The sequence below is a fragment of the Brevundimonas sp. TSRC1-1 genome, assembly GCF_049898245.1.
Taxonomy (GTDB): domain Bacteria; phylum Pseudomonadota; class Alphaproteobacteria; order Caulobacterales; family Caulobacteraceae; genus Brevundimonas; species Brevundimonas mediterranea_A.
This window is the reverse complement of record NZ_JAFCXI010000001.1, coordinates 1-26995: the sequence shown is the minus strand read 5'-3', so window position 1 is coordinate 26995 and position 26995 is coordinate 1. Positions and strand designations below refer to the sequence as shown.

Annotated in this window: 27 protein-coding genes, 1 tRNA gene and 1 pseudogene; 15 read left to right on the top strand and 14 right to left on the bottom strand. The window is 65.3% G+C overall.

Features of this window, described 5'->3' with window-relative positions:
• Positions 1-7 precede the first annotated feature (7 nt).
• Entirely contained in the window at positions 8-982 is a 975-nt protein-coding gene (locus ACP7CK_RS00145) for an NAD-dependent epimerase/dehydratase family protein (protein ID WP_426024752.1), read from the bottom strand.
• Entirely contained in the window at positions 982-2298 is a 1317-nt protein-coding gene (locus tag ACP7CK_RS00140) for a UDP-glucose dehydrogenase family protein (RefSeq protein ID WP_426024751.1), read from the bottom strand. The genes ACP7CK_RS00145 and ACP7CK_RS00140 overlap by 1 nt, the downstream gene beginning before the upstream one ends.
• Before the next feature lie 283 nt (positions 2299-2581).
• Between ACP7CK_RS00140 and ACP7CK_RS00135 the strand changes: the two are divergent.
• A pseudogene (locus tag ACP7CK_RS00135) lies at positions 2582-2719 on the top strand (UDP-glucose 6-dehydrogenase); the annotation flags it as partial.
• Between the two features lie 40 nt (positions 2720-2759).
• Here the strand turns inward: ACP7CK_RS00135 and ACP7CK_RS00130 are convergent.
• Entirely contained in the window at positions 2760-2906 is a 147-nt protein-coding gene (locus tag ACP7CK_RS00130; RefSeq protein WP_426024750.1) for a hypothetical protein, read from the bottom strand.
• Between the two features lie 598 nt (positions 2907-3504).
• On the opposite strand from ACP7CK_RS00130, the gene ACP7CK_RS00125 reads away from it, so the two are divergent.
• The 3 genes from ACP7CK_RS00125 (at position 3505) to ACP7CK_RS00115 (ending at position 7274) form a co-directional block, all read left to right on the top strand.
• Positions 3505-4215 (top strand): sugar transferase, encoded by a 711-nt coding sequence (locus ACP7CK_RS00125; RefSeq protein WP_426024749.1) that lies wholly within the window; start codon positions 3505-3507, stop codon positions 4213-4215.
• Positions 4216-4811: 596 nt separating this feature from the next.
• Positions 4812-5954, top strand: a complete 1143-nt coding sequence (locus tag ACP7CK_RS00120) for a transglutaminase-like cysteine peptidase (RefSeq protein ID WP_426024748.1) — start codon at positions 4812-4814, stop codon at positions 5952-5954.
• A gap of 177 nt (positions 5955-6131) precedes the next feature.
• Entirely contained in the window at positions 6132-7274 is a 1143-nt protein-coding gene (locus tag ACP7CK_RS00115) for a cell wall hydrolase (RefSeq protein WP_426024747.1), read from the top strand.
• 76 nt (positions 7275-7350) lie between these two features.
• Here ACP7CK_RS00115 and ACP7CK_RS00110 read toward each other — a convergent pair whose 3' ends face one another.
• Positions 7351-8166, bottom strand: a complete 816-nt coding sequence (locus ACP7CK_RS00110) for a metallophosphoesterase family protein (protein WP_426024746.1) — start codon at positions 8164-8166, stop codon at positions 7351-7353.
• A gap of 60 nt (positions 8167-8226) precedes the next feature.
• Complete coding sequence (locus tag ACP7CK_RS00105; RefSeq protein ID WP_008264156.1) at positions 8227-8814, bottom strand: polysaccharide biosynthesis/export family protein; 588 nt, start codon at positions 8812-8814, stop codon at positions 8227-8229.
• A 171-nt stretch (positions 8815-8985) separates the two neighbouring features.
• Between ACP7CK_RS00105 and ACP7CK_RS00100 the strand changes: the two genes are divergently transcribed.
• The 9 genes from ACP7CK_RS00100 (at position 8986) to ACP7CK_RS00060 (ending at position 18346) form a co-directional block, all read left to right on the top strand.
• Positions 8986-9591 (top strand): hypothetical protein, encoded by a 606-nt coding sequence (locus tag ACP7CK_RS00100; RefSeq protein ID WP_008258754.1) that lies wholly within the window; start codon positions 8986-8988, stop codon positions 9589-9591.
• Positions 9592-9729: 138 nt separating this feature from the next.
• Positions 9730-10203, top strand: coding sequence for a hypothetical protein (locus ACP7CK_RS00095; protein WP_426024745.1), 474 nt, complete (start codon positions 9730-9732; stop codon positions 10201-10203).
• Between the two features lie 103 nt (positions 10204-10306).
• Positions 10307-11596, top strand: coding sequence for an outer membrane beta-barrel protein (locus ACP7CK_RS00090; protein ID WP_426024744.1), 1290 nt, complete (start codon positions 10307-10309; stop codon positions 11594-11596).
• 104 nt (positions 11597-11700) lie between these two features.
• The gene (locus ACP7CK_RS00085; RefSeq protein WP_426024743.1) at positions 11701-13974 is read left to right on the top strand and encodes a GumC family protein; all 2274 of its coding nucleotides are present in this window, start codon (positions 11701-11703) and stop codon (positions 13972-13974) included.
• Positions 13975-13987: 13 nt separating this feature from the next.
• On the top strand, positions 13988-15367 hold the full coding sequence (locus ACP7CK_RS00080) for an O-antigen ligase family protein (protein WP_426024742.1): 1380 nt from the start codon (positions 13988-13990) through the stop codon (positions 15365-15367).
• A gap of 235 nt (positions 15368-15602) precedes the next feature.
• Positions 15603-16487, top strand: a complete 885-nt coding sequence (locus ACP7CK_RS00075; protein WP_426024741.1) for a UTP--glucose-1-phosphate uridylyltransferase — start codon at positions 15603-15605, stop codon at positions 16485-16487.
• 129 nt (positions 16488-16616) lie between these two features.
• Positions 16617-17060, top strand: coding sequence for a hypothetical protein (locus ACP7CK_RS00070; RefSeq protein ID WP_426024740.1), 444 nt, complete (start codon positions 16617-16619; stop codon positions 17058-17060).
• Between the two features lie 44 nt (positions 17061-17104).
• Positions 17105-17227: a hypothetical protein gene (locus ACP7CK_RS00065; protein ID WP_426024739.1), complete on the top strand. Its 123-nt coding sequence runs from the start codon at positions 17105-17107 to the stop codon at positions 17225-17227.
• 159 nt (positions 17228-17386) lie between these two features.
• Positions 17387-18346, top strand: coding sequence for a phospholipase D family protein (locus tag ACP7CK_RS00060; protein ID WP_426024738.1), 960 nt, complete (start codon positions 17387-17389; stop codon positions 18344-18346).
• A 223-nt stretch (positions 18347-18569) separates the two neighbouring features.
• Here the strand turns inward: ACP7CK_RS00060 and ACP7CK_RS00055 are convergent, their stop codons facing one another.
• Positions 18570-19229: a hypothetical protein gene (locus ACP7CK_RS00055; RefSeq protein WP_426024737.1), complete on the bottom strand. Its 660-nt coding sequence runs from the start codon at positions 19227-19229 to the stop codon at positions 18570-18572.
• A 254-nt stretch (positions 19230-19483) separates the two neighbouring features.
• Between ACP7CK_RS00055 and ACP7CK_RS00050 the strand changes: the two genes are divergently transcribed.
• On the top strand, positions 19484-19708 hold the full coding sequence (locus ACP7CK_RS00050; RefSeq protein WP_426024736.1) for a helix-turn-helix domain-containing protein: 225 nt from the start codon (positions 19484-19486) through the stop codon (positions 19706-19708).
• Between the two features lie 285 nt (positions 19709-19993).
• On the opposite strand, the gene ACP7CK_RS00045 is transcribed toward ACP7CK_RS00050, so the two are convergent.
• The 7 genes from ACP7CK_RS00045 to ACP7CK_RS00015 all read right to left on the bottom strand — a co-directional run bounded on the left by ACP7CK_RS00045 (position 19994) and on the right by ACP7CK_RS00015 (position 25050).
• Positions 19994-22105: a recombinase family protein gene (locus ACP7CK_RS00045; protein ID WP_426024735.1), complete on the bottom strand. Its 2112-nt coding sequence runs from the start codon at positions 22103-22105 to the stop codon at positions 19994-19996.
• A gap of 221 nt (positions 22106-22326) precedes the next feature.
• Positions 22327-22806, bottom strand: a complete 480-nt coding sequence (locus ACP7CK_RS00040) for a hypothetical protein (protein WP_426024734.1) — start codon at positions 22804-22806, stop codon at positions 22327-22329.
• Positions 22799-23266, bottom strand: coding sequence for a recombinase family protein (locus ACP7CK_RS00035; protein ID WP_426024733.1), 468 nt, complete (start codon positions 23264-23266; stop codon positions 22799-22801). Before ACP7CK_RS00035 ends, ACP7CK_RS00040 begins: the two co-directional genes overlap by 8 nt.
• Positions 23267-23274: 8 nt before the next feature.
• Positions 23275-23640 (bottom strand): hypothetical protein, encoded by a 366-nt coding sequence (locus ACP7CK_RS00030; protein ID WP_426024732.1) that lies wholly within the window; start codon positions 23638-23640, stop codon positions 23275-23277.
• Positions 23637-24128 (bottom strand): recombinase family protein, encoded by a 492-nt coding sequence (locus ACP7CK_RS00025; RefSeq protein ID WP_426024731.1) that lies wholly within the window; start codon positions 24126-24128, stop codon positions 23637-23639. Before ACP7CK_RS00025 ends, ACP7CK_RS00030 begins: the two co-directional genes overlap by 4 nt.
• A gap of 210 nt (positions 24129-24338) precedes the next feature.
• Positions 24339-24518, bottom strand: coding sequence for a hypothetical protein (locus tag ACP7CK_RS00020; protein ID WP_426024730.1), 180 nt, complete (start codon positions 24516-24518; stop codon positions 24339-24341).
• Between the two features lie 277 nt (positions 24519-24795).
• Positions 24796-25050, bottom strand: a complete 255-nt coding sequence (locus ACP7CK_RS00015) for a hypothetical protein (protein WP_426024729.1) — start codon at positions 25048-25050, stop codon at positions 24796-24798.
• 35 nt (positions 25051-25085) lie between these two features.
• Here ACP7CK_RS00015 and ACP7CK_RS00010 point away from each other — a divergent pair, with 35 nt between their 5' ends.
• A complete protein-coding gene (locus tag ACP7CK_RS00010) occupies positions 25086-26921 on the top strand; it encodes a recombinase family protein (RefSeq protein ID WP_426025420.1) in 1836 nt (611 codons plus the stop codon).
• Here the strand turns inward: ACP7CK_RS00010 and ACP7CK_RS00005 are convergent.
• A tRNA-Met gene (locus ACP7CK_RS00005) sits at positions 26878-26954 on the bottom strand. The two genes, ACP7CK_RS00010 and ACP7CK_RS00005, sit on opposite strands and share 44 nt — an antisense overlap.
• Positions 26955-26995 lie beyond the last annotated feature (41 nt).

The window sequence follows — 26995 nt, the reverse complement described above, 5'->3', positions numbered from 1 at the left end:
CATCTTATTAGATGAAGCTTCGCTTGGTTTCTTCTGCCCAGCGCTTCAAGCCTTCACCGAAAGCGTCTTCGGAGAAGGCCGACTGGCGAATGGCCCAGGTTGGCGCGATGTTGGTCGAGGTCAGGAGCTTGCGAACCCGGTCCGGATGAAAGCCTACACTGCCGCCGCCCAATGTCCCGATCACCTTAGCCGTGACGATCACGGCTCCAGCGGGAATGTCGATCAACTTGGCGCTCTGGAAATACTCCGCCTGCAGAGAACTCACGATCTTTCCGATCGTGATCTCGTCAGGATAGGCCCCGTTGAAGAGCGTGAACTTCGCGCCGCTATCCTGCGCCAAGCGGATCAGCCTGATCAGATCGCCGACATAGATACACGACTTCACAACACCTCGTCCGCCGGGGAATACGAAGAACCCTTTCTTCAGCAGGCTGGCCATGCGCGCGAAGTTGCCGCCCTCCCCCGGGCCGAACACGACCGCAGGCCGAACGACCACGAGCTTGCGCATGGCCTGAGCTTCGCACCAGTTCTTGTGGATCCTCTCGGCCATCAGCTTCGACTTGCCGTAAGCCGAGACCGGCTTCGGGGCGCTGTCCTCGGCCTTACGTTCCTCCGAGGGCCCGTAGATCGAGATCGAACTGGTAAAGATGATCGACGGCACGCCGAGGCGATCGGCAAGTGTCGTCACCTCCAGCGCGCCATTGACGTTCGTGTCATAGTATTCGTGGTCGGGGTGACCCGGCGTCGTGTGTACCGCCGCGAAGTTGTAGATGCAGTCGGGCACGAAGGCAGGGTTGAAGTCCTTCAGATCGCGGACATCGGCGGTCACGTACTCGACGCCGTCGATACGTTCGCGGGGCGGACGCAGATCGATGGCGATGACCTTCACCCCTTCCGCCGCGAGGCCGCGGATCAGGTGCGTGCCGATGAAGCCAGACGCCCCAGTAACGAGCGCGCTCTTGATTACAGTCGCCGTTCCCATCAGCCGCGTCCGATGCCGGAATATCTGAAGCCGCGCTTCAGCATGTCCTCGGGGCGATAGACGTTCCGCAGATCCACCAGCACGGGCTGGTTCATCAGCAGCTTGACCCGGTCCAGGTCCAGGGCCCGGAACTGGTCCCATTCGGTGATGATGACGACGGCGTCGGCGCGTTCGACGGCGTCATAGGCGTTGGCCTTCATGACCACGTCCGGCAACAGCTTGCCGGCCTCGTGCATCCCCTCGGGATCAAAGGCCTGGACCTTGGCGCCGGCGGCGATCAGGGCCGGGGCGATGTCCAGCGACGGGGCGTCGCGCATGTCGTCGGTGTTCGGTTTGAAGGTCAGGCCCAGCAGGGCGATGGTCTTGCCCGCGACGCTGTCGCCCAGGGTCGTCTCGACCCGGCCGGCCATGGCCTTCTTGCGCGCGTCATTGACCTCGACCGTGGTCTCGATCAGACGCACCGGCGCGCCGTACTGCTGGGCCGTGCGGACCAGGGCGATGGTGTCCTTGGGGAAGCAGGAGCCGCCGTAGCCTGGGCCGGCGTGCAGGAATTTCGAGCCGATCCGCTTGTCCAGGCCGATGCCGCGCGCGACCTGCTGCACGTCGGCGCCGACGGCCTCGCACAGGTCGGCCATCTCGTTGATGAAGGTGATCTTCATCGCCAGGAAGGCGTTGGCCGCATATTTGATCAGCTCGGACGTGCGCCGGCCGACGAACAGCAGGGGGCTCTCGTTCAGGTTCAGCGGACGATAGAGTTCGCTCATCACCTCTCTGGCGCGCGGCGCCGTCTCGCCGTCGTTGACGCCGATCACGACCCGGTCGGGGCGTTTGAAGTCGCCGATGGCGGCGCCTTCGCGCAGGAACTCGGGATTGGAGACCACGGCGAAGTCGGCGTCCGGATTGACCCGGCGGATGATGGCCTCGACCTCGTCGCCGGTGCCGACCGGCACGGTGGACTTGGTCACCACCACGGTGAAGCCGTCGATCAGGCCGGCGATCTCCTCGGCCGCCGCATAGACGTAGCTCAGGTCCGCATGGCCGTCGCCGCGGCGGGTCGGGGTGCCGACGGCGATGAAGACGGCGTCGGCGTTGCGGATGGCCTCGGCGCTCTCCAGCGTGAAGAACAGCCGGCCTTCCTCGACGTTGGCGGCGACCAGATCGTCCAGGCCGGGTTCGAAGATCGGGATTTCGCCCCGCTCCAGCCGTTCGATCTTCGACGGGTCCTTGTCGATGCAGGTCACCACATGGCCGAAGTCGGCGAAACAGGCTCCAGACACCAGGCCCACATAGCCTGTGCCGATCATTGCGACGCGCATCTAAACTCCCCCAACGAGTCGATGTCTCGTATCGCTCTTGCAGCGCAACATAGCAATGGTCGTCGGACAGAGGTCGCGGCTGAGACGCCAAGTTGAGGCGTAGGAAACACACTTCAAGGTCACCCGCGACGGTTCTGTGTCTGGCTTGAAAGTTGGCCAACTGAACCGCCCTGAATTTCTCGGAGGCTCCAACTCCTGATGGAGCCCGATGAGTAAGACAACGAGCAAGTTTACACCTGAGGTCCGTGATCGCGCGTTACGGGTGGTGTTGGATCATGGTGGGGACCAGTTCCGGGCGCTGGACCTGGATCGGATCAAACGGCTAATGAACCAGCCGGTGCTGGTCGAGCTGAGGAACGTCTACCGGTCCGAGGACATGGTACGTCAGGGCTTCAGATACTCGGGCATCGGGCGCGGCTAATGGAATCGGCGGCGCACGCTCACGAACGGCGCACCGCCCGTCAGAACGCCTTTACCGCCATAAGGGCCAACACGCCCCAAACACCGACTGAGGCTGCGGCCGCGAGGCCATAGCCGACCGCGAGCGGGTTGACCCGCGCTTTCGCGCGCGCCGACGGATGCGTGAGATTTTCGGCCCAGTGGGTCATGGCGGCGCCTCTTCGATACGTAGACGTTAGCGTCTCCCGGTGTCTGCCAAGCTAATATGTAGGGTTAATCGAACGGCTCCGCGCGCCTTGGACCGAGCCCGTCTGTGCGCCCCGCGGGCCGCTTCAAGCGGCTCGATGTCAACGGGTCGATCGCTCCATCTCCCCCTATTCAGCCGAACCCACCCGGGCGGAATCGCACGGCGAGGACCGTCCGCCACAAGGCTCAGGCCGGCGCCTGCCGTTTCAACCGTGCGACCGCCCTAGCAGCACCAGACCGTCGGCAAAGCCGTTCGCTCGTCGGAGCGTCGTAAGCCAAGCCGGCGAACAGGCCGCGCGACTCCCATCTTCCGTGTCAGAGATTGTCCGGGGCCACGATCCCGCCGAAGTCGTTCCAGGACCGCATCGCACCGTGAGGCACAGATCCGGCCAGGAAGGGCGATGTCTGCACGCTCGCCGATCTGTGTTGTTCGAATATCACAACGAGACCGCCCATTAGGTACAAGTACAGATTAATCTTGCACTGCACCAATCGCACGTTTTAACGTCTTATTAAGGGCGATCTTGCGGTCGCAGGGGCTTGCGGTCGCAGGGGATCGACATGTTCGACACAACGTCATCAGGCGCATCGGCATCGGCCCTATATAGCGCGTCCGTGACGCCGCGCCGGATGGCTCTGCCCTGCCTGCCTTCGATACGCGCGACCCCCAGCCGTCGCCAACTGTCCGCCGGGCTCAAGCGTGCGTTCGATATCGGCCTGGCGCTCGTCGTCCTTCTTATTCTGTGCTGGGCCTTTGCCGCGATCGCCGCGGCCGTCGCCCTGACGTCCAGCGGTCCGATCTTCTTCCGGCAACGCCGTACCGGCCTGAATGGCGAGACCTTCACCATCTACAAGTTCAGGACGATGACGGTCGTGGAGGACGGCGACGCCGTTGCCCAGGCGCGGAAGGACGACGCACGCGTGACCCGGATCGGCGCCACCCTGCGCCAGACGAGCCTCGATGAACTGCCCCAGCTGATCAACATCCTGAAGGGCGACATGTCGTTTGTCGGGCCCCGTCCCCATGCCTTGGCCCATGATCGGTACTACGGATCGCTCGTCCCCAGCTACACCGAGCGTTTCAGGGTCCGCCCCGGTCTCACCGGCCTCGCCCAGGTCTGCGGCTTCCGCGGCGAAATCCACTCGATCGATTGCATGGTCCAGCGGGTCGACGCCGACGTCGAATATGCGAAGCACTGGTCGTTCCGCGAGGATCTGAAGATCATCCTGTGGACCATTCCCATGGTCCTACGTCGGACGAACGCCTACTGAGGGGAAGACCCCGCAGCCGGCCGCCGCACGTCCGGCGCGCGTCGACGCCCTAATTCCCCGCCGTGTCGCCAGGACCGCGCCGGCCTCTTCGCCGAGGCGCTGACCCGCCGCGACCGGAATGCGGTCCGCGCGCCGCACTCGCCGTGAAGGGCTGACGCGCGCCGCGGCGCACCGGGCTTTCGCAGGGGCCTGCCCTGACCCCGACCACACCGCGAAGACCGGCGCGGCGCGCCCCCTGTCCGTCGGCTCAAAGCCCCCCCCTGATCCGGTCCGGACGGCGCACGCCCCCCTTTTCCTCTCGGCGAGCGCCCTCCACTCAGCGCAGAACAGAGTTTCGGCGCGCCGCATCCATGCTGGAAGTCTTTAATTCAATTAACCTTACTGCACAAGAAACCAACCCCTCACACATTCTAGTAACGGCGTTCATAAGCCGGATTTTATACTGATGCTGGCAATGTCTCCACTGGATCGGAGACAAACTGATGTCAAATCAGAGATCACTTCTTCAAGTTGCTGCGCTGGCCGCTTTGACGGCTGCGGCCAGCGGTCAAGCCTGGGCGGCCGATCGCGGCCCAGCCTTCGGCCCCGATGCTGGAATGCGCCTCGGCGCGCCGGCCATGGCGCCCAGCGGGTTTCTCGACTTCTGCCAGCGCAGTCCCGCCGACTGCCGGACCTCCGCGTCCGATACGACCGACCCCGCCCTCGTCGCCCGTCGCGCCAACAGCCTCTACTGGGCCAGCGTCTTCCATAGGCCCGCGCCGGCCGCCGGGCCGGCCGCCACACGACCGTCGCCGCCCCGCAGCGGCGCTTACGACTGGAGCCAGGTCTTCGGCCCCGCCCCGGCCCAGCCCCAAAGTCCGCCCCGCCTCCAGAAGGCGGCCGCCCCCGCAACCCACAGGTCGGAGACCGCCGCCGCACGGGCGACCGCCGCGCCGGCCGTTCGCACGACCCTGCCAAGTGCCGTCGACAGCAGCCTGATCGTCGCCTTCTCCCGTTCGCCGGTCCGAAACCTTCCCTGGGCGCGTCCGAGCCAGACGACCGCCCCGTCCGTCCCGGCTGCCCCCGCCTTGGCGGGGTCGTCCGCGCGCTTCAATCCCATGGCCCGCGTCTTCGCCAGCTACGTCATCGCCGAGGCCACGCCCCCGAGCGCCGAAACCTGGTCCCAATCTCGCCCGTTCGCCGAGCGGTTCGACCGCTTCGACCGGCTCGCCCGCCCCGCCCTGCCGCGCCCGGCTCTCGTCGACCCGTCCCCCGAGGGCCGGCTCGTCGCGCCCCCGGAAATCGCCGCCCAGCCGGCGCGAGTCGATCGCGACGACGGGGCCGCAGCGACATCGGTCGCTCTGGATCGCCAGACCTGGGCGCACGTCAACACGATCAACCGTAGCGTCAATCGCCAGATCCGCAGCGCCCCCGACGTGGCTGTCTACGGGACCGAGGACTATTGGCAGGCGCCGGCCAAAGCCGGCGCAAGGGGCGATTGCGAGGACTATGTGCTGGCCAAGCGCGCGGCCCTGATCAAGGCCGGCGTGCCCGCCGCCGCCCTATCGATCGCCATCGTCAAGACGCGCTGGGGCGAAAGCCACGCCGTCCTGCTGTTGGCCTCGACGTCGGGCGAATACGTCCTCGACAATCTGACGCCGTGGATCTCGCGGTGGGATCAGGTCGATTACGAATGGCGCGAGCGTCAGGCGCCAGGCAAGGTCTTCGAATGGGTCCAGGTCGAGGCAAACCGGACCTAGGCTCTGGCGGCGCCGCGACGGATGCCGGTTTCGCCCCGTTGGGCGACCGGGCAATTTTGACGGGCGGGGGCCTGGCGTACTATAGGATTTAGACTTTCCGCCCGATCGCCGGGCTCGGCGTGTCGCCAGGCGCGCCGCCGCACCCACGCCAAGGGTCGCCTCACGTCCGGACCCGCTATGACGCTTGAAACCAAGGCCGAAGACCCGACGGGGAAGCCGGACGCGCGACGGACGCCGTCCTGGCGCGACCGCGTCCGCGCCGTACGCCTGCCCGGCGTCACGCCGCTCAACCTCCTGATCGCGGGCGCCTTGATCGTGCTGGTCGTCACCGGGAGCGTGCTGGTCGCGCGCAGCTTCGCACCGGACCGGTCGGTTCATCTGATCAGCGCGCCTGGCGGCGCGCCGCCGACGCCGCCCGCCGATCTCGCCGCCCTGGCGCCCGAGGACTTCGTCCTGTCGCCCGACGCCCTGCGCGCGCTCGACGCCGACGCCGCGCGCCGGTTCAACCAGGCCATCCCCTTCTCCAGTTTGCCTATTGTCGGCGCCAAGCCGTTCATCATGACCCCGGACGACATCGTCCAGTATTCCCGCGCGCTCGATTGCCTGACGGCGGCGGTCTATTATGAAGCGGCGTCCGAGGCTGGGCCGGGCCAGGCGGCCGTAGCTCAGGTCGTGCTGAACCGAATGCGCCATCCGGCCTATCCCGGAACCGTATGCGGGGTCGTGTTCGAGGGCGCGGATCGGCCGACCGGCTGCCAGTTCAGCTTCACCTGCGACGGGGCCATGGACCGCGCGCCCTCCGCCCTGGGCTGGGCGCGAGCGAAGGCGGTGGCTTCGGCGGCCCTGAACGGCGCCGTCGCTGTCGAAGTCGGCATGGCGACCCATTATCACACCGACTGGGTCGCGCCCTATTGGGCCGAACGCCTGGTCAAGATGAAACAGATCGGCGCGCACATCTTCTACCGATGGACCGGCTCCTGGGGCCTGCCGCGCGCCTTCGTCAAAACCCATTCGGGCGTCGAACCGATCGTCGCCAAGATGGCGGCCCTGACCACGCCGCTGGAAATGCTGGACCCGCCCGCCGAACCGATCCTGCCGACCGTCGAGATCTCGGCGCCCCTCCCCTCCGTCCTGGTCCTAGGCGGGCTCGAAGCTCCGACGCCCGCAGAGCCGCCCCGCCCTGCCGTCGCGGCGCCCGCCCCGACGCCCGCGCCGCCCCCGCCCCGCGCCGCGACCGCGCCCGTGATCGCCGATCCGCTGGCGCCTCAAACGGCCCCGCCGCCGCGCCGGTCGCGCATCGCCGTGCCCAGCGGCTGGTGATCCGCGCCCGCAGCGCCCGGCTCACGGCGCCCAACGCCCCTGGCCCCCTGGGGCGCAGCGGCGGTGCAGCGGACGGTTAGGACGTCAGCCCGCCGGCGGTCAGGCTGATCGCGGCGCCCGCCGCCCGAGCCTGGAGAAGGTCGCGTCGCGCGCCCTCCAGCCGCAAGCCGGTCAGGACGCCGGTGGCGTAGGCGCCGGTGTCGATGGCGATCCGCCGATGATCCGCGTGGACCTGATCCACCGGCGTATGGCCGTGCACGATCAGCTTGTCGAAGGGCGCCGCGCTCTGCAGGAATTCCGACCGAATCCACATCAGGTCTTCGGGCTCCTGCAGGGCCAGATCCGTCCCGGGACGCGCCCCGGCATGGGCGAAGAAATAGTCTCCGAGCGCGAAGGCGTAGGTCAGACCCGCCAGGAAGCGGCGATGACGGTCCGGCAGCGCCGCGTTGATCTCTGCGCAGGCCGTCTCCCAGTCCTCGGCCGCGCTCCGCAGGGCCGGGACCGGCACGCCGTAGGAGGCCAGGGCCTCCCGTCCGCCGTAATCGCACCAGCCGGGCCCCACCTCCGGCTGGGACAGGAAGGCCTCGAACCGGTCCTCGTGATTGCCGCGCAGGAAATGGGTCTCGATATCCGCTCGTTCGGACAGGTCGCACAGCAGATCGATCACGCCGCGAGACGCGGGCCCCCGGTCGACATAGTCGCCCAGCATGACCACGACCCGCCGCTGGGCGGTCGAGCCCTCGAGATCGGTGAGGATCGCCTCAATCAGGGGCGCGAGCAGATCGAGCCGGCCGTGGACGTCTCCGACCGCCCAGACCACGGTCCCCTCGGGGACGACCGTGACACGGCGGGCCGGCGACCGCCCGCCTTTACGAAATAGAGAACCAAGCATCACCGGCACATGGGCGGGTTCGCGGCCGAGGACAAGTCCGCGCGTGGGTCGCGCGCCCGCCTAGAAGAACCGCTCGCCGATCCGGATGGTGTCGCCGGGCGCGACCTGGGTCGCCGTGGTCAAGGGGAAGGCCTGCTCGCCCCCGACATCGGCGCGCTTGATATAGACCCGGCGGGTGTCGGCGCGATAGGTGAAGCCCTCGGCGGTCGCGACCGCGTTCAGCACGGTCAGGCCGTTGGTGTAGGGATATTCGCCCGGCTTGTTGACCTCGCCCAGAATATAGAAGGGACGATAGTTCAGCACTTCCGCGCTGACCCGCGGCTCGTTGATGTAACCTTGGCGCAGGGCGTTGGCGATCTCTTCCTGGAACTGAGAGATGGTCAGGCCGGCGGCCTGGACCTCGCCGAGCAGAGGCAGGGACACCTTGCCCGATCCGCCGACGAGAAACTCCCCGGTCAAGGCCTCCTCGCCGAACACATTGACGCGGACCTTGTCCGCCGCGCCGAGCCGATATTCCGGCACGGTGCGCACCCCCTCCTCGACGGCCGGGCCGGACAGGTCGGCGACCGGCAGGGCGCCGGCGGAACAGCCGACGACCCCCAGAAGCGCGACAGCGCCGAGACACAGATTGCGAAGCCACGTCGTCATTTTCGATCTCCCGCTGCCACCGACCGAATTGGACGGCCCCTCAAACCAACGCGTGCATTATTCGCGCCAACCCGATTGAAACACTGTTCTATCGTTGATCGCCTCTGGTCGTCCACGCTTGATCATAGTGTAATCCTCATCCTTGCGCTTAATTCAGACGGAGCCCCTCCCTTGACGCCCTCAGCGGCCTATCGGCTCAAACTCGGTCTCGTCGGGGCGTTCGCCGTGGGCGCCTTGGCGTTCACCGGCGCCCTGGCCCTCGCCTTGGTCCGGCCGGATCTTCGGGCGCCGGGGCTGGCGGCCCTGGGCGTCGGGGCCGAAGCGCGCGCCGACCGCTTGGCGATCGCCGCCGCCACGACCGGCGGCGTCGATCAGGCCCTGACCGCCAACCGGGAGGCTCTGAACGCGGCACCGATGACGGCGGCCGCCTGGCTGCGCATCGCCTGGTTGCGCGCCCAGAACGGCGCGCGCCTCGACAGCCAGAGCCTTGAGGCGATCGAAAAAGCCTACAGCGTGGCGCCCTTCGGTCCCGACGTCACGACCTGGCGGCTGGCGTTCGTCTACGATCACTGGTCGGATCTGACCCCCGCCCTGCGTAAGGACGCCACCGCCGAACACTATGAAACGGCGCTAAGGCGGCCTGCACGCCTCGATACGGCGGCGATCGCCGATCCGTCGGGTCGACTGGCGGCGACCCTCACCGAAGCCCGGGCTGCGGCCGAGCGCGCCAAACGGCGCCAAGCGCGAAATCCGGCGCGCGCCGCGACGAAAACCTAGCCAAAAACGCGTAACCGTGTTCTCGGGGACACTCATATCGGGAAATGTTGCGATGCAACCCAGGCTCCGCCAATATTTCTTTGCCGCCGAGCACCCTTCAAGGTTAGTATTGTCTTAAGTTCAACCAGGTCGATGACGATGAAAACCTTCCTCCTCTCAGCCGCTTTTCGCGCCATCGCCGCCACTGCAGGCGTCGGCGCCGTGTTTGTCCCGATGGCCGCCGTCGCGCAGGCTGACGTCGGAGCCCTGAGCCTCAGCCTCCAGACCGCGATCGCGGACGCCCAGTCGGCGGCAGCGGCCTCCGGCCTGAGCCAGGCGGACGCCGAAGCGGCGATCGCCGCCGCGATCCAGACCACCATCGCCGCCAGCGGCGCGTCGCCCGCCGAAGCCGCCGCCGCGCTGACCAACGCTCGTATGGCGCTCGCGGCCTCGGGCGCGCTCAGCCCGGCGGCCGCCTCGGCGACTCAAGCGGTCATCGCCACCATCGCCGGCCTCGCGCCGTCGGGCGCGCCGGCCGCCAGCGGCCCGGCCAGCGGCGCGGCCCCGGTGTCGCCCCCTCCGTCCGCGGGCGGCGGCGGCGGCGGCGGATCGGACTACCGTCCGACGACCTAAGGTCTGAAGTCGCCCCTGCGGGGCAGTCTATTCTCTCGAGTTATCTGGACGCTCGTTTCAGCGGGCGGGGGGCCGGTCAACGATGTCGATCATTAGCAGAAGCTTGACTGTCCTGCTCGCCATGGGCGCGGCCGCCCAGGCGGGCTCCGTCGTCGCTCAGAGCGCGTCGGGGTCGCTGCGTTCGGCGGCGTCGCAGTCGGTCGATCTGTTCGCCCGTGATCGCAGCGTCGCTGTGCGAGACCGGCCTCACCCTGAGTACGAGGCGTTCGGCCTGCGCCTGGGCGCCTTCACAGCCTATCCGAAACTGGACGTCGGAACGGAATACAACGACAACATCTACGCTGTCGCCTCGGGCGAGGTCAGCGACACGATCCTGCGCCTCAAGCCGGAGATCTCGATCGCGTCGGGCTGGTCGCGCAACGCCATATCCGCTTACGCCCGCGGCGCCTTCAGCCGCTACTCCGACTACGACTCTGAAGACACGGACGACTATGGCTTCGGCGCTAGCGGGCGTCTGGACGTGACCCGCGCCGCCAATCTCCTGGCCGGGGCCGACTTCGCCCATCTGGCCGAGCCGCGGACCTCATCGAGCGCTCCGGCCTCGACCGTCTCCCCGATCGAATACGACATGGCGTCGGCCTATCTGGCCGGCTCCCAGACGCGGGGGCGGGTCCGCTTCTCGGCGCGGGGCGACGTCCGCAGCTTCACCTACGAGGACGGCCGCACGATCGGCGGCGCAGTGGTCGAGCAAGGCGATCGCGACCGGACGATCAGCAGCGTCACCGGCCGGACCGATGTGGCCCTCAGCCCGGCCACGGCCCTTTTCGTCCAGGCGACCGGCAATTCCCGCGACTACGACGTGGCCTCGACGCCCCTCAACCCCGCCCGGGATTCTTCGGGCTACGAGGTGCTGGCCGGCGCCAACTTCGAAGTCGGGGCCCTGGCGCGCGGCGAAGTCGCCGCCGGCTATATCCAGCAGGAGTTCGATTCCCCGGCCTTCGGCGATGTGAGCGGTCTGGGCGCGCGGGCATCGATCGAATATTTCCCCACTCAGCTGACCACCCTGACCACGACCGTGTCGCGGACCGTCGAGGACGCCGCCATCGTCGGCGCGGGCGGCTATCTGTCGTCCTCGATCGGCCTACAGGTCGATCACGAGCTCCTGCGCAACGTCATTCTGGGCGGACAGCTGACCTACGCCGAAGACGACTACGAGGGCATCGACCGCACCGACGAGCGCCTCGAAGCCTCGCTCCGGGCCACCTATCTGGTCAACCGCCGCCTCGGCGTGAGTCTGGCCGCCTCCAGCTTCAAGCAGACCTCGAGCGGAGCGAACGAAGGCGTGGACTTCAACGTCAATCGCCTGATGCTGGCGCTCGTCGGACAGTTCTAGAGCTTGCCTCTCCCGGCGAACGCCCTGGCTTCGCCGGGGCCCTGGCTCCTACAGGCTCCAGGCTGTAATCTGACCTCAATACTTCTTCCCGTACCAAGGCGTCCATGACCTACACATCTGCTCCGCCGTCGGCGCCCGCTCATGGACATAGTGGGTCGGACTGGGGCGACGACGGTCCGCCGCCCGAGGGACTGGGTCAGGCGATCGACCTGAAGCGGCTGATCGCGGTCTTTCGTCGCCGGCTGAAACTCTTCATTGCGATCGTCCTGCTCGTCTTGGCCGTCGCGATCGTGGTGACGGTGCGCGCGACGCCGCTCTATACGGCGACCGCCAATCTGATGATCGACACCCGCAAGGAAAACGTCGTGGACGCCGAAGCGGTGCTGTCCGGCCTGACGGCGGACACCGGCGTCGTCGACACCGAGGTCGAAATTCTCAAGTCGCGACACCTCGCCGAGACCGTCGTCGACACGCTCAAGCTCACCGAGGATCCGGAGTTCAATCCGAGCCTGCGCGCGCCCGGCGTGCTCCAGTCCGTCGCCGGCGGCGTCGCGAGCCTGTTCGGGGCCGCAGCCCCGGACGCCGCCCGCGCCCGCCTGAGCGCGATCGAGGCCCAAAAGGTCAAGGAAAAGGTCGTCGACACCGTCCTGAGCCGTCTGTCCATCCGGCGCGCCGGCTTGACCTATGTGATGAGCGTCGGCTTCGCGTCCGAGGATCCGGCCAAGGCCGCCCGGATCGCCAACACCTTCGCCGACCGCTATCTGCTCGACCAGCTCGACGCCAAGTTCGACGCGACCCGCCAGGCGAACGAATGGCTGAACGGACGCCTGAGCGATCTGCGGATCGAGGTCCAACAGGCCGAAGCGGCGGTGGAGCAGTATCGCACCGCCAACAACCTGCTGAGCGCCTCGGGCGCGACCCTGACCGAGCAGGAGATTTCGACCTACAACCAACAGCTCGCGACCGTGCGCGCTCAACAGGCGGAAGCCGAGGCTCGTTTGCGGACCGCGCGGGCCCAACTCGCCAGCGGGTCGACCGGCGACGACGTGGGCGAGGCCCTGGGCTCCCAGGTCGTACAAACCCTGCGCGCCCAACGCGCCACCGTCAGCGGCCGCGTCGCCGATCTGACCAGCCGTTACGGTCCCCGCCACCCCGACATGCTGCGGGCCCAACGCGAACTGTCCGACATCGACACCCAGATCCAGGCCGAGATCCAGCGCATCATTTCCAATCTGGAGGCCCAGGCCCAGGTGGCGCGCGAACGCACGGCCTCGATGGCGAACAGCCTCGGCGGCGCCCGGGGCGCCCTGGCGGCCAACAACGCGGCCGGGGTGCGACTGAACGAACTCGAGCGCAACGCCGAGTCCAGCCGAACCTTGTACCAAAGCTTCCTGGACCGTTTCAAGGAAACCAGCGCCCAGGAGGGGATCCAGCAATCCGACGCCCGCATCGTCTCGCGCGCGGCGATCCCGACGGCCCCCTCCTCGCCCAACGTCCCTCTCAACCTGGCCCTGGGGCTGGTCCTGGCGATCGGCGCCGGCCTGGCGATGATCGTCCTGGCCGAGATGCTCGATTCCGGCCTGACGACAGGCGAGGACATCGAACGCCGGTTCAATCTTCCCCATCTGGGCTCGGTGCCCATCCTGTCCTCGGTGGCGGAGCCGGCGGATCGCCACGAGACCCCGGTGGACTATGTGCTGAAGCGCCCGCTGTCGAGCTTCACCGAAGCCATCCGGGCCTTGCGCGCCTCGATCCTGTATTCGCGGATCGGCCAGGACATCAAGGTGATCGCCCTGACTTCAGCCCTGCCGGGCGAAGGCAAGACGACGACCGCCATCTGCCTGGGCCGCGTCGCCGCTCAGTCGGGCGCGCGGGTCATCCTCGTCGACTGCGACCTTCGTCGCCGCAACGTCAACCGCCTGCTGGGCGTGGAGCCAGAACAGGGTCTGCTCGAGGTTCTGAACCGCTCGGCGAGCCTGGAGACGGCGATTCACCACGACGCGGCGAGCGGCTTGACCGTCCTGCCGCTCGCCAAGAACAGCTTCACGCCCAAGGACGTGTTTGGCTCCGAGGCGATGACTCAACTGCTGGCGCAGTTGCGCGGCGCGTACGACCTGGTGATTCTCGACACCGCCCCGGTCCTGGCCGTCGCCGACACCCGAATCCTCGCCGCTCACGCCGATGCGGTCGTCTTCCTGACCCTGTGGCGCAAGACGCCTGAGAAAGCGATCTCCAACGCCCTCAAGCTGCTGAGCCAGTCCGGCAGCCACGTCGCCGGCATCGCCATGACCCAGGTGGATATGGTCGCCCAGTCCCGTTATGGCTACGGCGACGCTGGCTACTACTACGGCGACTACAAAAAATACTACGCCAACTGACCCGGCCCTCGGCATGACGGTCCCTTCGCCGCGGCGCAAACGATCGAATCCCGGATTCGCGCCGTCCGGGACCAGGCCCGGCGGCGCTTCCCGATCCAGGCCGACGCCCTGGACGACGCGGGCGGCGGTCGCGCTGGTCCCGACCCTGCTGGCGCTCGCCCATCTGACGTTCGGAGCGAACCAGCCGATCGCGGCGCTGTGGTTCTCCACCCTGCTCGTCCTGGCCCTCGTCGTCGCGCTGGCGGTCCCGAGCGTACGTCTGGGTTTGCACGATCTGGCCCCGCTCGCCCCCTTGGCCCTTCTGTTCGCCGCCACGCTCGGTGCGGCCGCTTGGTCCTTCACCGCCTGGGCGCCGGGCGGCGCCCATCCGATCTGGGCCTGGGCGGGCGCGCCGAGCGGAGCCCTCACGGTCAATCGGCCCGCCACCCTGATGGAAATCGCCAAACTGGCCGGTCTGGCCTGCATCTTTCTGGTCGGCGCCCTGCAATCGGCGCGCTACGCTTGGGCCTCGGCGACCTTTCAGGCCGTGCTGGCGATCGGCGCCGTCTATGGGGCGATCTCGCTCCTGATGTTTGTCTCGGGCGCCCAGCTGATGGCGGGCGAACGGCTCTCGGGCGGGTTCCTCAGCCCCAACAGCGCCGGTTCGGTTTTCGGCGTCCTGACCGTCCTTGGCCTCGGCAATCTGTTGCGCGGCAGCCGCCAGACCGCCGGTCTGGACACCGCCAGCCGGCTCGGCAAGGTCGCGGTTCCGCTCGCCTATGTCCTCTTGTCGGCGACCTGTCTGCTGCTGACGGCCTCCCGGATGGGCGTGGCGGCCACGGCTCTGGCCGCCGGCGTCCTTTTGGCCTGGGAGTTGTTCGACGCCCGGCGTCAACGTCTGTCGCTGCTCCTGGCCGGCGGCGTTCTGGTCCTGACGGCCCTGATTTTAATCAGCGGCGGCAACGACCTCCTATGGACCCGGCTGGGCACGGTGGAGGCCGACCGTCTTGTACGTTCAGACATCTTCGCGGCCCACTGGGCCGCTTTCCTGGCCTCGCCCCTGTTCGGCTACGGCCTGGGATCGTTCATCGACATCAACAATCAGATCATGACAGCAGGCAACTACGACGATCTCTGGGCCATCCGGGCGACGCATAATGTCTATCTGCAGTGGCTGGAAGAAGCCGGCCTCGTCGGCGCGGCCCCGATGTTCGGACTGCTGGGCCTGATCATGATCCTCTCGACGATCCGGTCGGGAACGGTGAAACGCGGTCAGACGCTCCTGCGCGCCCTGATCGTCTCCTCCCTCGTCCTGCTGGTTCACGGCGCGACCGACTTCGCGCTCCAGGTGCCGTCCATCGCCGCCTTCTGGGCCTTCCTGCTCGGCTGCCAGTACAGTTTCGGCCGACGCTAACGCCGGAACGGCCGCGCACGCCGCCGGACGAAGCGAATAGTCCGCCGTGCGCTGCTCGACGAACCTCGCTTTTTCTATTGCATATTGCGCCGCAACATAGGACGCTCGCCTCAATCTTCCGGGCTTGGCGGCGCGACACCACGGCTCGACGCAGGACGGGCGCAGGTGGCGGTCAGGCAGGTCCGACCAGTTGTCTCCGCCGCGCCATCCGCCCCTCATCAAGGCCTGAACACCAATGCCGCGCTTGATCCCCCCTCGTCTGCGCAAGGCCGTTCTGCCCGTCGCGGGCCTCGGCACCCGGGTTCTGCCCGGCACAAAGACGACCCCCAAGGAACTGCTGAACGTCGTCGATCGGCCGATCCTCTCCTACATCGTCGAAGAAGCCCGCGAAGCCGGCATCGAACATATCGTCTTCGTCACCGGCCGCTCGAAGGGCGCGATCGAGGACTATTTCGACCACCAGATCGAGCTTGAGGCCCAACTGCTGGCCAAAGGCAAGACCGACATTCTGGAAATGATGAACGCCGAACTTGCCTCGGCCGGCGAGATGAGCTTCACCCGCCAGATGCAGCCCAAGGGGCTGGGCCACGCCGTCTGGTGCGCCCGCGACATCATCGGCCGCGAACCCTTCGCCGTGCTTCTGCCCGACGTCATCGTCGACGGCCAACCCGGCGCGCTGAAACAACTGCTGGACGCCTATGCGGACGTGGGCGGCAATCTGATCGGCGTCGAAGCCGTGCCGGGGAGCGAAACCCACAAATACGGCATCGTCGATCCGGCTGGCCGCGACGGCCGCCGCATCACCATGAAGGGCATGGTGGAAAAGCCGGCCAAGGGGACCGCGCCGTCGAACCTGTCGATCTCGGGCCGCTACATCCTGCAGCCGGAAATCTTCGACCTTCTGGCCACCCAGGAACGCGGCGCCGGCAACGAGATCCAGTTGACCGACGCCATGGCCCGGCTGATGGCCGATCAACCGTTCACCGCCGTCGAATATGAGGGCGTGACCCATGACTGCGGCGACAAGATCGGGCTGCTGCGCGCCAATGTCGCCCTGGCCCTGAAACGCCCCGACCTGGGAGAGGCCGCACGGGCGGCGCTGACGTCTTATTTTACCTGACAGAGGACAGATCCGGTGAACGCGTCTCCCGATTCTGACAGGGCCGGGCCGGCTGCCAAGTCGGTCAGGATAGGTGTAGGTCGTGTTCACCATCCCGATGAACAGCCTCTTCCTCAGACGGCGGTCGGCTTGCGTGCGCCCCCCCTTCGCCGCATCCTCCTTCGTATCCTTTTCGCCGCCCTCTGCTGCGCGGCGGTCCCGATCATGCTGCTCAAACAGTTTCAGGGGCTGGAGGGCGCCTTGGGGCTTAATGACAAGGCGGCCCACGCCCTCGCCTTCTACGCCGCCTGTATCGCCCTATTCGTCGTCGCGCCGCGCGCCCGGCGTTGGGATCTGTGCCTGATCGTGCTGGCGACGGCCGTGACGGTGGAGCTGCTGCAGCAGTACACCGGCCGCAGCCCCTCGCTGGGCGACTTCTTCGCCGGGGCCGCCGGCGTCGCGGCGGCCTGGGCGTCCGGCAAGATTGAAGAAATTCGTCGCAAGCATCGCGGCCTTCCAGACCGCCGCGAGGGTGCGCCAGACGCGGCCGCCGCCTCGGCGAGTCCACCCAAGATCGAGGTCGTCGGCCGCTGACCGAGGCCGTGTAGAAACTGCTGAGCGACGGCGGAGCCCTGACCATGAACGGCGACACGATCATCGAAGATGCCGACATTGTCGTGGTGAACAACCGCATCGCCGCGTCATCGGGACTGGAGACCAAACCCAGCGAGACCCTGTTCGGATACGTCAAGGAGCTCTGAAATCCCCGCCGTGTGCGGCGCCATCCGACCTGCCAAGGCCGGCCGCAAAGCGTTCAGATCCGCTCGATAGGTTGAAAGAGCTGCTTTGGCGTGCTGACAGAATTCGACACCCTCAACTGTGCCGAGCCGCACGACCGCATCCGGGAAGAAGTGTGACCTATGATGTTTCTCGATGAAGCCGCCGCGCTGCAGCACATCCCCCGCTGCGCCGCAACCTCCAACCGCTGCCAGCTTGCTGTGGCCCGCTGGGGCGCTGGCTCCGCCGAGATGCTCCTCAAACGCAACCGCCCCGCCCGTATCATCTGCAACCTCGTGATCGGCGGATCCGATCCAGCCGAGATCGCGCTTTTGATCGCATCCGGCGCGGAGGTGATGCAGGCCGATGATTTGCACGCCCAAGTCTATCTCTTCGACGACGCCGTCATCCTAGGCTCCGCCCTCGCCGGTTTGGACCCTTTGTCCTTCCAAGACAGCAGCGGCCACCGTCGCAGCGAAGCAAACGTGCTGATCCGCGACCCGAGCTTCATTGCGACGGTCGAAGCCTGGTTCGACACGCTCCAAACCCGTGCGATCACACAGACGGATCTCGCCCAAGCCCGGACAGCCTGGACGAACCGCCGCCGCTGGGCCGAGGCATCGACGCAGAACCGGTCCCTTCTGACGAAGCTCCAAAGCGAGACCGGGCTGTTCGAGGATAAGCCCGCCTGGCTCGTCCTGAGATCGGATAAAAAGAGCCTGCGGGCTGAGGCGTTCGTCGAGGCGCTCCAAACGAGCGGGAACCCCCGCCTGGGCGCATACGAAACCTTTCCCGGCCTGCCGCCCGAAGGACAGTTGTTCGGGCTGCGGATCGACGGCGACGATATTGAGTACGACGGATACTGGGAACGGTCGCGTCAGCTCGTGGATCGGAACCTCGACGGCGGCGTGCTTCATCTGGTGCTCAGACGCGACGACATCCTCGGGCTGGTCTGGAATGAAAGCGAGAAACCCCAGTGGAAAGGGGTGGTCGATCTGGTGCTTCATTCCCGCTACTGGAACGACGAGCTCGGCTGCGCCGCCATTCCGTTGGCGCAGGTCTCCAACCTGCTGCAGGCCGGGGCAGCGGCCAATCCAAACTAAGGATAGGTTTGGCGCCGCCGGGTCGTCGTCGCTCGTCTGGCCGGGAAGAGCGCCAAATCCAGGCGTACGGCGGCGCTCCGGCACGATCCGCGCCGCGCCCTCGCCGATGGCCGCGTCGATCCCACTAACCGGACACGCCGAACCGCCGCCTTGAGTCAGATCCGGTCGAAGCGAGCTTTTGAGCAGACATCCTTGCAGGGTTTTCAACCGCCCCTGAACGAATTCAGTCTATAATTTCCATCCCGTCGATTTTTGACGGCGGCGGCCCATCCGGGAAGTGCCAAGTCTCCGGGGTGCTCTGCATGGCTTGCAGGCGTTGAGCCGGCACTGCGGGGATGTTGGTCGGCACCTCGGCGTCGGTGGCTGAGGAAGCCAGGTTGATCGTGAACTGGTGCGGATGGCCGCCGAAATTCACCTCGACAGTCATGGGGCGGATGACGCCGTCGGGCACCGCGACCTGGTCCGCGAAAACAAATCCGGCGGTGCGACTGCCGGGGTCGATGGTCGTGGTCTGAAGCACCAGCCTGCCGCGCTCGGCGATCGCCTGGCGAAGCTGCATCTCGATCAGGGTGCGCGACAAGTAGAACTCACCGCTGGCCCGCCGGAAGGCGATCTCGGTGCGGCGTGGATGATTTTCGGCGGTCTGATAGGCTAGGTATCCTTCCAGCCCGGCTCTCACCCAGGCCGCTGCCATCTCGTGCTCCGCTGCGCGCTTTGACTCTCGCCGCAGGTAGTTGAAGTCCTGTACGTGCAGCGGCCGAACGCCGTCCACATGGATCCGCACGTCCTCGGTGCCGATATTTACCGGGTGGCCAGACGTATTGAAGGCTGCGATGGCGAAGTACAGCTTCGAGGCGCTGTTATAGCGCACGGGGATCAACATCACCGCTCCAGTCGGACTATATGAAACCATCGCCGCGGCCCCGCGTGAGAACCGCACGCCAACGCCATGCGCAGCCGTCGGCAGCATCCTGTATTCCTGTCTTGGCGTTGTGCAGGCCGAAAGAACGAGGCTAACGGCCAGGGCCACAGAAACGGACTGCAGATTTGTCTCTCGCGCCATCATATCACACACTCCGGTTTGAATGATCACTATAGTGACTGGCCGAAAGTGAAGATTCCCTTGCGCTTGCGGCCATGTCGTTGGCGCAGATTTTCGGTCATAACGTCCGTCGGATTCGGATGTCTCGCGGCGTCACGCTTGAAGCGTTGGCCCATGATGTGGGCTTGGCCTACAGCTATGTGGGCCAGATCGAACGCGGCCGCCGGAACCCCACGCTGGATGTGGTCGAAAGGCTTGCGACGGCGCTGAAGGTTTCCTCGATTGAACTTCTCTCAGAGCCTGGCGACACAGTCGCCTAGTTGATCTGGCGTCGACGAAAGACCTATCTGCGCTCGCCTTGGGCTCGACCACCACGCTGGATTCGGGCGGAAACGCGAAAACGATCGGTAGACGATAGCAGTCAACCGGCTGGCGTTCGGCGCGGGCTTCCATGCGGCATCGCGCGCCGGCACTTAGCTCCAGACTTTATCAGTCCGCTCATGGGCTGGCCATGACGCGTACGTGTCTGGTGTAGAAGTCCCCATTTCTGCATGTCAGGTAAAAAGCATCGCCCGTGCGCCTGCGATAATGTTCATGGACTTGGCCTACGGTCCGTTACTGATCGCACGCTTTTTCCCCACTACCGTTCCGAACGCCTCTGGCGCTGCCAACCTCATTACAGCTATCGCCGCCAGCGGCGGAGCCTTGGCGCGCTCGCGCCAAAGGCCAGCGTTGTCGAGCTGACTACTCCATACCCAGCCCGCGGTGCGACCGACCCCCTCGGACCAATGGACACACCCGACAAGCGACTTGCCTTTGAAATACTCGAGCACGCGTCGCGCTCGCCGATCGCGCGCCTTGAACGCGTCGTCGCCCGAGCCAGCATCCAGATGTTCTAAGGCATCTGTCAGGACAGCAAGTGTAAGCGGGACGTCCGCATCGTTCAGCATCGCGGTCCAAAGAGCGACATCGACCTCGAACTCCGCGCCACGTTGCGGGCTCCAGCCGACGTAGATCGTGTACTGGACGGTCGCGTCATCCACCGTCGCGGGATTGGTTCCGCGACGGTGGATGACGCGACCTTCGCAATAATCGACCATCGCAGTCAAAGAGCCCGTGACCTTGATGCTGACTGGGCCACTCCCGCGGCCATCGGGCTTCCCAAGGTCAGGCACGGGCGAAACGACTACTTCGTCGATCATGGCGCGTAGCGTCTCTTTCAGTCGCGCGGCGTCTCGTTCGGGACCATTCACGACTGCTCCCATGTCATCGATCAAGCCACCGATCTTCTCAATCACATCCGCCGCCTCAACGGAGGGGGTTGCCGCCTTGTGCTGACTGCGCACCAACCGTTCCAGTTGCTGTGCCTCGGCGTCCAAGGTGTTGATGCGGTCGCTAAGACCCGCCCGTGCTGCGCCAGTGGCGGTCTCAGCCAGTTCGTAGAGATTACCCAGGCGCGTTCGGACATCTTGGAGCCGGGCCGCTGTAACTTTGGCGCGCTCTTCCAACTCCAGCACCATCCGCCCCCATTCAGCGCGGTACTCGTCAAGATACAGATTCAGAATGTGAGGCTGGAGTAGGCGATCCTTCAAGCCAGAGAGAACAGTATGTTCAAGATCCTGCCGTTTGACGCGACGTCTATTTTCACAAGGCGCCCCAACGCGGCGGGACATACACCCCATGCCCTCCCCAACCACTGAATACGGCTGCCCGCAGGACCCGCATCGAACCTTACGGCTCAGCAGGTAGTCGGCATAGCGGGCTTGGTTTGGGACGGTGCACGAGTTGGCTGCCAAGCGGGCTTGGGCGTCGGCCCAAACTTCATCGGAAACTATACGCAGCGCTTCGACCTGTTCGTGGATCTGGTCGGCAGCGAGCCCCGGCGTGACCTTGTTCGTCCCCGACGAACTTCTGAAGGTCGTTACCGACTTCCCGTATTGGACGCGCCCGGTGTAAATCGGGTTGCGCAACACGCCGTTCAGTAGATGCTTGTCTCCAGTTAGCCGGCGAGGATACCACAACCCCCCGCCTGGAGCAGGGACGCATTCTTGATTGAGGGCCTTGCAAATCTGATTGGTGCTCATCCCCGCGTTGAAGTCGCGGTAGATGCGCTCGACTGTAACTTTTTGGATCGGATCGACGGCTCGCATCTGTTCTTTGCCGCCATCCGAGTTACGGCGGCGCGGCCCATCCACGGTTCCGTCGATCTCGGACGCGGCCTCTGCTAGTCTGTATCCATAGGCGACACCGCCCATCACTCGCCCCCGTTTGGCGCTCGCCCGGTGGCCGCGTTTCACGCGATGCCCATGCTCGAGGCTCTGCTCCTCGGCCATGGAGGCGCGAATAGCCAGATCGAGTCCCGACATCACGCCCGACGTGAAGGTGATGATGAGGACCTGAGCCTCTTTTAGCCGATTAGCAATTATATGCAGGTCAGCGGCGTTGCGGCCCAGACGGCTGATGTCTTCAACAATGATGGCTTGGCGCTCGTTCGTGATCGCATCGTCGAGCATCTGCAGAAGCCCCGGACGGTTCACAACCGATCGTCCGGTCTCCCCATGATCTGCGTACTTTCCGGCAACGGTCCAGCCATTTCGGGCAGCGAAAAGTTCACCTTCGGCATGCTGATCTTCCGCCGATTTCGGATTTTGCAGGTCCGACGAGAAGCGCCCGTACAGCAAGACCGCCGCACCTGGCGGGGGCAGCGCTTTCCTCATGGGTTCAGCCTTTCTCGATTGCGCGTTGCGCGGCCAATCGCGCGAGAGACAAAGCCATCGCTACAAGCTCAGGCGTGGCATCTGGCGTTGCGGCAGCGATCTCGGCGGCACGCTTCCGCTCCCGTTCAAGCCAGAGCTGATGAACAAGGGGGTTATCGAGCGGCGGCAAGCTGGACATCAGCACACCTCGCGGCCGGTGCCGTGATCTGATGCAATCATGATCAGCTCTCCGCCAACTTGATGCGGTCTGCCAGCGTCATGTTATGGCGGTGCGCCATCACGTCTTCCACGACCTCTTCGAGGGCAGTCGCTCGTTGCCCTGCATCGGCTCGGAGAACTGCCGTAATCACAGGCGCCTCCCAGTCGCCGGAGTCTCCGGCAGCGTTGTCGAAGCTTATGATCCGACCGTCAGACAAACGGATTGGTTCGATTTCAAAGTAGTTGTCGGAGACAACACAGTTCCAAACCCGATCAACGGCGCTGTGGACGCCAACGTCGCCGTGGGAAGCCAAAAGCGCCTCGATCAAGACGAAAGTCAGAAAATAACGGGCTTCTGGCAAAGGGTGTGCAGCGATCGTCCGCAGGGTCTCGCCCAGACGCAGGCCAGCGGCACCGCCAGCCTGGGTAAAGAGCATACCAGGCCAGGTCGGCCCCCAGGTCCGATGGGTCAACTGCAGGAAGCCGAGATCAGATTTAACCATGCTGGCTGCTCCGGTCCGGAGCGGCTGGGCGCTTTGCACTCCGTTCCGCCTGCCCTTCCCAAATGTTGTCAGCGGCGGCACGCATCATTGCTTGCACGTCGATCACGCCTTCAGCGACGGAATGGATTTCCACCCGACAAGTGCAAAGCTGGGTGAGCACGCCGATCAGGTCCGTCGGATTTCGCGGCAGACAATCCGTGTTGTGGATAAGCAGCGCCTCGAACTTACCCTCGCCTGCCGCAGCAAGAACTCGCTGCAAACCATCCCGCTGGGAAAGCATCGCGCTGTTGCGGCCGCCGTCGATCTCCGTTTTCATAATCTTGTATCCTTCGCTCTCAGCCAGACGGCGACCCGCGAGAACCTGGCTTGCGACTTGAGGTGATCGAACGTGCGCCGTGTAGACGTAGACACAGGCTCGCGAGCCCTTCGTTGAGTGGGGCAAATCTTCGGTATCCGTCATCGGTGCGCTCAATTCAGGGGTTTGGGGATGATGGAGTCGGCGTGAACAGCGTCCCCGCGATTTTCACATCCGACGTCAAGCAAGACCTCGAACTGTTCGGGGCGATCCCCGGCCTGGTCCAAAGAGTGCCTTACTGATGGGGGGCTCGAGCGTTCTGAAGAACCGCTCATTCGCGGGGACCCATAGTCTTGGATGGACAAGTCGACCTTACCGTCGATGCTCCGCCCCACAGTGACGAGGACATCGTCGAAGCCAGCTGCGGCAAGAGCCTTCATCAGCGGCACATAATCGCCGGGCGAGTGCATGGCCTTGTGCGCTTCAACGACCTCCACGATGCGGCGCCGGCGCGCTGAGTAATCGACGGGTTGCGTCACGACTTGTCCTTCTGAGTCTGGTCGTTTTGGGCAGCAAGACGGCTTGCAGCAGCCAGCTTCTTTCCCCGTGAGATTCGGCGGCCGAGGTCTCGGGCGGCAGTTGTGCGCATCATGCCGATGAGCATCGCCAACAGGTCATCAATGGGATCCATGTCAGGCGTCCAGATTTTCACTTGCGCCATACGAAGCGTCTGGAGGACGCGCATCACGCGAGCGCTGTCGCGGCCCAAGTTGCTGAAGTCGCGCACCACGACCACGTCGAACTCGGCGCGCTGAGCCGCCTCGATCAGGGCCTGGAGTCCAGGCTTGTCGCCTCGCCCACTGACGCCCCAGTCGAAATAGGTCGACACCACCTTCGCCCCCTTGGCCTCGGCAATCTGCGCCAACGACACCATATGCATGGCGTCCGCTTCTTCGGACTGGCTCACCTGTGCAGTGGAGGCATAGATGCAGGCGCGCGTGTCGGGGCCGACAATGCTATCAGTCATCATGAGCTCCACTGGGGAGCGGCATCAGATGCTCATTGATCTGAAGAGGGCGAACACCGGCGGCGAACACGTCGTAGATCGTAAGGACTATCGACGCCTTGACTGGGGGGACCGTCAAGGAGACCGGCCCCGGCGACGCTTTCAGAAATCGGCTCGAATACCGAGCGTAAACGACGGGACGGCGCGAGGAAGACTGCATCATGTCGATCGTCACGTCTTGGCCTTGGGATCGATGAACGCGATCTTGAATTCGTCGGGGCCCACTTCGGCGCTCAGATCGAACGTCACGTAAAACTCGTCGATTCCCTCCGCTTCCATTTGTTCAAGGAGGGTCTTCTCTGGAAGGCTGATAGCCTTCGCTTCTTCGTCGTCAGACGGATTGTTAGACATGCGGGTCAGGTCCTTTCGGGCAAGGGGGCGCCGACCACGCGAACGGCCGCGCGGCGGGCAAGATGGAGAAGTTGATGTTTTGTAAGGGAGAGGTCGTCAGGCCTCGGGCGGGGCATGAAGACCCTTGTCGACGCGGCGTGCGAGAAGACGGATCAGGGGCTCGAGGATTTCGACGGCAATACGGGTGACGAATGCGGCGCGACTGCTACGCCACGCCGCCAAGGTCGCCGACGGGATGCGCGCGCGCCCCTTCAACGTCCGCGTTGCATCCGAGGTCTTAGCCATCGACGTCGATCACCATCTGGATGCGGTCTGCGGGAATCAGAACGCCGCGGCCGTTGACGCCAGCGCCGCCGATTAGACGGCCGCACAAGAGACGGCGGGCATTGATGGTACCCTTCAGATCGTCCAGATCGGCGCTGTCCACAAGCATCCAGGCGGATCCGCCATCGGTCATGTGGATCTCGACGACGCGGGTGTCAGGCGGATCATCGCTGATCGGCCTGGGATTGATCATATGGGTGTCAGACATGCAGAAAGTCTCCTCGTGAATGCACGAAGAGGCGTATGGACCGTTGCAGCCCACCTTGTCAACAGCTAAGAGCTGCCGCATCGCAGCACATCAACTTATCGCGCTGCTTGAGAAACCGTGTAAAGGAACGAAATGCGGCGGTCAACGGAAAAAGTGACTCCTCTCACGACGAGACAGACTCCACACCGTTCGGGGCTTTCACGGCATACGGCGATGGGCCGCGAGCCATGAGAGAAGCTCATTACGCTCGCCACTCGTCGGACATGCAGAATCCGCGCTCGACTGAAGACCAGTTGGCAGCACTGCGCATAGTCAGTGAAGCGTGCGGCACAGCGTCCATCCTGACCTTCAAAGACGAGGGCATTTCAGGTGCAGCAATTGCGAACCGGCCCGGACTGCAAAGCCTGCTTGCAGCCGTGGCTAACGGCAAGATCGACAAAGTTCGGACCGAAGCGCTTGATCGTCTGTCGCGCGACCAAGAAGGCATCGCACACATCTTTAAGCGCCTGCAGTTCGCCGGCGTGGCCCTGGAGACCTTGTCCGAGGGCCGGATAACCGAACTCCATGTCGGCCTCAACGGCACGATGAACGCGCTGTTCTTGACCGAACTGGGCAAGAAGACCCGGCGCGGCTTGGTTGCGCGCGTTAAAGCGGGCGCCAGCGGCGGAGGCCGGTGCTACGGGTACGACCTCGGAGCCAACACAGGGGAACTGCTGATCAACACCCATCAGGCTGGCGTCATCCGCTCGATCTTCGAACGCTACGCCGCCGGCGTGTCGCCGCGCGCAATTGCCCACTCCCTTAACGCCGCCGGCGAGCCCGGCCCGCGCGGTGGCACCTGGACACCATCGACCATAAATGGAGACCGACGCGCCCAGGACGGCATCCTGCACCAAGAACTCTATGCCGGCGTACGGGTGTTCAACCGCCGCCGCTTTCGCAAGCACCCGGACACCGGAAGGCGGTCCTCGGTGTTGAACCCGCCGGACGACTGGATCCGCGAGCCGGTCCCAGACCTGCGGATCATCGACGAGGAACTTTGGACTCGGGTCCAGCAGCGTAAGGCGGACCTGTCCGCTCAGCCGCCGGCCCTCGCCCGCAAGCCCAAGCGCCTGTTGTCTGGACTGATGAAGTGCAGTGAGTGCGGCTCGGCCATGACGCTGAAGGGCGGCAAGTACAATTGCAGCGGTCATTATGATCGCGGCTCCACCACCTGCACCAACGGCAAGATTATCGCCGCCGCCACCGTGGAGCGGCGCGTGCTGGCAGGCGTGAAGGCGCATCTGATCTCACCAGAGGCCATCGCTCTTGCGGTGAGCCGTTATCAGGAAGCGGCCGAGGAGCACCAGCGCATGATCGACCGCGAGCGTGCGCCGCTGGAGAAGGAGTTGATCGAGATCGGCCGGCGCCTGGAACGCGCACAGGTTATGTTCATGGAAGAAGTCATCGACCTGAACACCCTGAAGGCTCGCACGGCGCCGCTAAAGACGCGTCGGCAGGAACTGAGCGCCCTACTTTCCGATGGAGTCTCGGCGGCGCCGGCGCGTCTGGACCCCGGGATCGCCGAGGCTTACCGCCACTTGGCAGAGAACCTGCATCTGGCGATGGAAGGCGAGTCCGGCGAGGACCTGCGGCAGGAATTACGCAAACTGATCGAGCGGGTGGACTTCATCCCAATGAAGGGGCTGGGCAAATTCGATCTGCGCGTCCACGGCAGCCTGGCAGTCTTGTTGGGTTTGGGCAGCGCCCAAAACGCAGAAAACCCCACGGCCGTAGCGCGTGGGGTTTCTTCAGATCAGAGCCTCACGCCGGAGTGTGAGGTATCGTTGGGTGCGGGAGTAGGATTTGAACCTACGACCTTCAGGTTATGAGCCTGACGAGCTACCGGGCTGCTCCATCCCGCGGCAAGCGGTAGTCGTGAAGGAAGAACGGTTCGAGAAGCCTG

What these genes read in the sequence shown, in the direction of transcription:
- ACP7CK_RS00145 (WP_426024752.1), bottom strand. Translation starts at nt 982, where the DNA reads ATGGGAACGGCGACTGTAATCAAGAGCGCGCTCGTTACTGGGGCGTCT.
- ACP7CK_RS00140 (WP_426024751.1), bottom strand. Translation starts at nt 2,298, where the DNA reads ATGCGCGTCGCAATGATCGGCACAGGCTATGTGGGCCTGGTGTCTGGA.
- ACP7CK_RS00130 (WP_426024750.1), bottom strand. Translation starts at nt 2,906, where the DNA reads ATGACCCACTGGGCCGAAAATCTCACGCATCCGTCGGCGCGCGCGAAA.
- ACP7CK_RS00125 (WP_426024749.1), top strand. Translation starts at nt 3,505, where the DNA reads ATGTTCGACACAACGTCATCAGGCGCATCGGCATCGGCCCTATATAGC.
- ACP7CK_RS00120 (WP_426024748.1), top strand. Translation starts at nt 4,812, where the DNA reads ATGCGCCTCGGCGCGCCGGCCATGGCGCCCAGCGGGTTTCTCGACTTC.
- ACP7CK_RS00115 (WP_426024747.1), top strand. Translation starts at nt 6,132, where the DNA reads ATGACGCTTGAAACCAAGGCCGAAGACCCGACGGGGAAGCCGGACGCG.
- ACP7CK_RS00110 (WP_426024746.1), bottom strand. Translation starts at nt 8,166, where the DNA reads ATGCTTGGTTCTCTATTTCGTAAAGGCGGGCGGTCGCCGGCCCGCCGT.
- ACP7CK_RS00105 (WP_008264156.1), bottom strand. Translation starts at nt 8,814, where the DNA reads ATGACGACGTGGCTTCGCAATCTGTGTCTCGGCGCTGTCGCGCTTCTG.
- ACP7CK_RS00095 (WP_426024745.1), top strand. Translation starts at nt 9,730, where the DNA reads ATGAAAACCTTCCTCCTCTCAGCCGCTTTTCGCGCCATCGCCGCCACT.
- ACP7CK_RS00085 (WP_426024743.1), top strand. Translation starts at nt 11,701, where the DNA reads ATGACCTACACATCTGCTCCGCCGTCGGCGCCCGCTCATGGACATAGT.
- ACP7CK_RS00080 (WP_426024742.1), top strand. Translation starts at nt 13,988, where the DNA reads ATGACGGTCCCTTCGCCGCGGCGCAAACGATCGAATCCCGGATTCGCG.
- ACP7CK_RS00075 (WP_426024741.1), top strand. Translation starts at nt 15,603, where the DNA reads ATGCCGCGCTTGATCCCCCCTCGTCTGCGCAAGGCCGTTCTGCCCGTC.
- ACP7CK_RS00065 (WP_426024739.1), top strand. Translation starts at nt 17,105, where the DNA reads ATGAACGGCGACACGATCATCGAAGATGCCGACATTGTCGTGGTGAAC.
- ACP7CK_RS00060 (WP_426024738.1), top strand. Translation starts at nt 17,387, where the DNA reads ATGATGTTTCTCGATGAAGCCGCCGCGCTGCAGCACATCCCCCGCTGC.
- ACP7CK_RS00055 (WP_426024737.1), bottom strand. Translation starts at nt 19,229, where the DNA reads ATGTTGATCCCCGTGCGCTATAACAGCGCCTCGAAGCTGTACTTCGCC.
- ACP7CK_RS00050 (WP_426024736.1), top strand. Translation starts at nt 19,484, where the DNA reads ATGTCGTTGGCGCAGATTTTCGGTCATAACGTCCGTCGGATTCGGATG.
- ACP7CK_RS00045 (WP_426024735.1), bottom strand. Translation starts at nt 22,105, where the DNA reads ATGAGGAAAGCGCTGCCCCCGCCAGGTGCGGCGGTCTTGCTGTACGGG.
- ACP7CK_RS00040 (WP_426024734.1), bottom strand. Translation starts at nt 22,806, where the DNA reads ATGGTTAAATCTGATCTCGGCTTCCTGCAGTTGACCCATCGGACCTGG.
- ACP7CK_RS00035 (WP_426024733.1), bottom strand. Translation starts at nt 23,266, where the DNA reads ATGACGGATACCGAAGATTTGCCCCACTCAACGAAGGGCTCGCGAGCC.
- ACP7CK_RS00025 (WP_426024731.1), bottom strand. Translation starts at nt 24,128, where the DNA reads ATGACTGATAGCATTGTCGGCCCCGACACGCGCGCCTGCATCTATGCC.
- ACP7CK_RS00020 (WP_426024730.1), bottom strand. Translation starts at nt 24,518, where the DNA reads ATGTCTAACAATCCGTCTGACGACGAAGAAGCGAAGGCTATCAGCCTT.
- ACP7CK_RS00015 (WP_426024729.1), bottom strand. Translation starts at nt 25,050, where the DNA reads ATGTCTGACACCCATATGATCAATCCCAGGCCGATCAGCGATGATCCG.
- ACP7CK_RS00010 (WP_426025420.1), top strand. Translation starts at nt 25,086, where the DNA reads ATGGACCGTTGCAGCCCACCTTGTCAACAGCTAAGAGCTGCCGCATCG.